Origin of the sequence: Streptomyces sp. NPDC090032, from assembly GCF_044748025.1 — a bacterium.
In the GTDB taxonomy this organism is placed as follows: Bacteria; Actinomycetota; Actinomycetes; order Streptomycetales; family Streptomycetaceae; genus Streptomyces.
In genome coordinates this window covers 1-1,815 of sequence record NZ_JBIVFF010000039.1, presented here as the reverse complement: position 1 = coordinate 1,815, position 1,815 = coordinate 1, and the positions used below count along the sequence as shown (strand labels likewise).

The following is a 1,815-nucleotide window of genomic DNA, read 5'->3' as shown; positions in this document are numbered from 1 at the left end:
GCGGGTGACTCGGGTGACGGGATGCAGCTGACGGGTGACCGGTTCACCTCGGAGACGGCGTCGTTCGGGAACGATCTGTCGACGCTGCCGAACTTTCCCGCCGAGATCCGGGCCCCTGCGGGGACTCTGCCGGGTGTTTCTTCGTTTCAGTTGCATTTCGCGGATCACGACATCCTGACGCCGGGGGACGCGCCGAATGTTCTGGTGGCGATGAACCCGGCCGCGTTGAAGGCGAACATCGCGGATGTGCCGCGTGGCGCGGAGATCATCGTGAACACGGACGAGTTCACGAAACGGGCGATGCAGAAGGTCGGTTACGCGAGCAGCCCGCTGGAGGACGGTTCGCTGGACGGCTATCACGTGCATCCGGTGCCGTTGACGAGTCTGACGGTGGAGGCGCTCAAGGAGTTCGAGCTGTCGCGTAAGGAGGCCGAGCGGAGCAAGAACATGTTCGCGCTGGGTCTTCTGTCGTGGATGTATCACCGGCCGACCGAGGGGACGGAGAAGTTCCTGAGGTCGAAGTTCGCGAAGAAGCCCGAGATCATGAAGGCGAACCTGGCCGCTTTCCACGCGGGCTGGAACTTCGGTGAGACGACGGAGGATTTCGCGGTCTCCTATGAGGTCGCGCCGGCCGCGTCCGCGTTCCCGACCGGCACCTACCGCAATATTTCGGGGAATCTGGCGCTGTCCTACGGGCTGATCGCGGCGTCACGGCAGGCGGATCTGCCGCTGTATCTGGGTTCGTATCCGATCACGCCGGCGTCGGACATCCTGCATGAGCTGTCCAGGCACAAGAATTTCGGTGTGCGCACGTTCCAGGCCGAGGACGAGATCGCGGGGATCGGGGCGGCGCTGGGTGCGGCGTTCGGTGGTTCGCTGGCGGTGACGACGACGTCGGGTCCGGGTGTGGCGCTGAAGTCGGAGACGATCGGGCTGGCGGTCTCGCTCGAACTGCCGTTGCTGGTCGTGGACATCCAGCGGGGCGGTCCTTCGACGGGTCTGCCGACCAAGACGGAGCAGGCGGATCTGCTGCAGGCGATGTACGGGCGTAACGGTGAGGCGCCGGTTCCGGTGGTGGCGCCCCGGACGCCCGCGGACTGTTTCGACGCGGCGCTCGAGGCGGCCCGGATCGCGATCACGTACCGCACCCCGGTCTTCCTCCTCTCGGACGGTTATCTGGCCAACGGGTCGGAGCCGTGGCGGATCCCGGAGGTGGATCAACTCCCGGATCTTCGGACCCAGTTCGCCTCCGGGCCGAATCACACGGAGGCGGACGGCACGCAGGTGTTCTGGCCGTACAAGCGCGACGCGAAGACGCTGGCGCGTCCGTGGGCGATCCCGGGCACGCCGGGTCTTGAGCACCGGATCGGCGGGATCGAGAAGCAGGACGGCACGGGCAACATCTCCTACGACCCGGCCAACCACGAGTTCATGGTCCGCACCCGCCAGGCCAAGATCGACGGGATCGAGGTCCCCGACCTGGACGTCGACGACGCCTCGGGCCAGGCCAACCTCCTGGTCCTCGGCTGGGGTTCGACGTATGGGCCGATCACCGCGGCGGTGCGCCGGCTGCGGGCGGCGGGTGAGGACATCGCGCAGGCGCATCTGCGTCATCTGAACCCCTTCCCGCGGAATCTGGGCGAGGTCCTGGGGCGTTACGACAAGGTGGTGATCCCCGAGATGAACCTCGGTCAGCTCGCCACCCTCATCCGGGCCAGGTATCTGGTGGACGCCCGCTCCTACAACCAGGTCAACGGCATGCCGTTCAAGGCGGAGCAGCTCGCCACGGCTCTCAAGGAGGCCATCCATGGCTGA

1 protein-coding gene is annotated in these 1,815 nt (G+C 66.4%); it reads left to right on the top strand.

Annotation, left to right across the window (positions count from 1 at the left end; translation table 11 throughout):
* Positions 1 to 1,815: 2-oxoacid:acceptor oxidoreductase subunit alpha (locus ACIPWY_RS40300; protein WP_401537097.1), on the top strand; the 1,815-nt coding region annotated here is incomplete at its 5' end.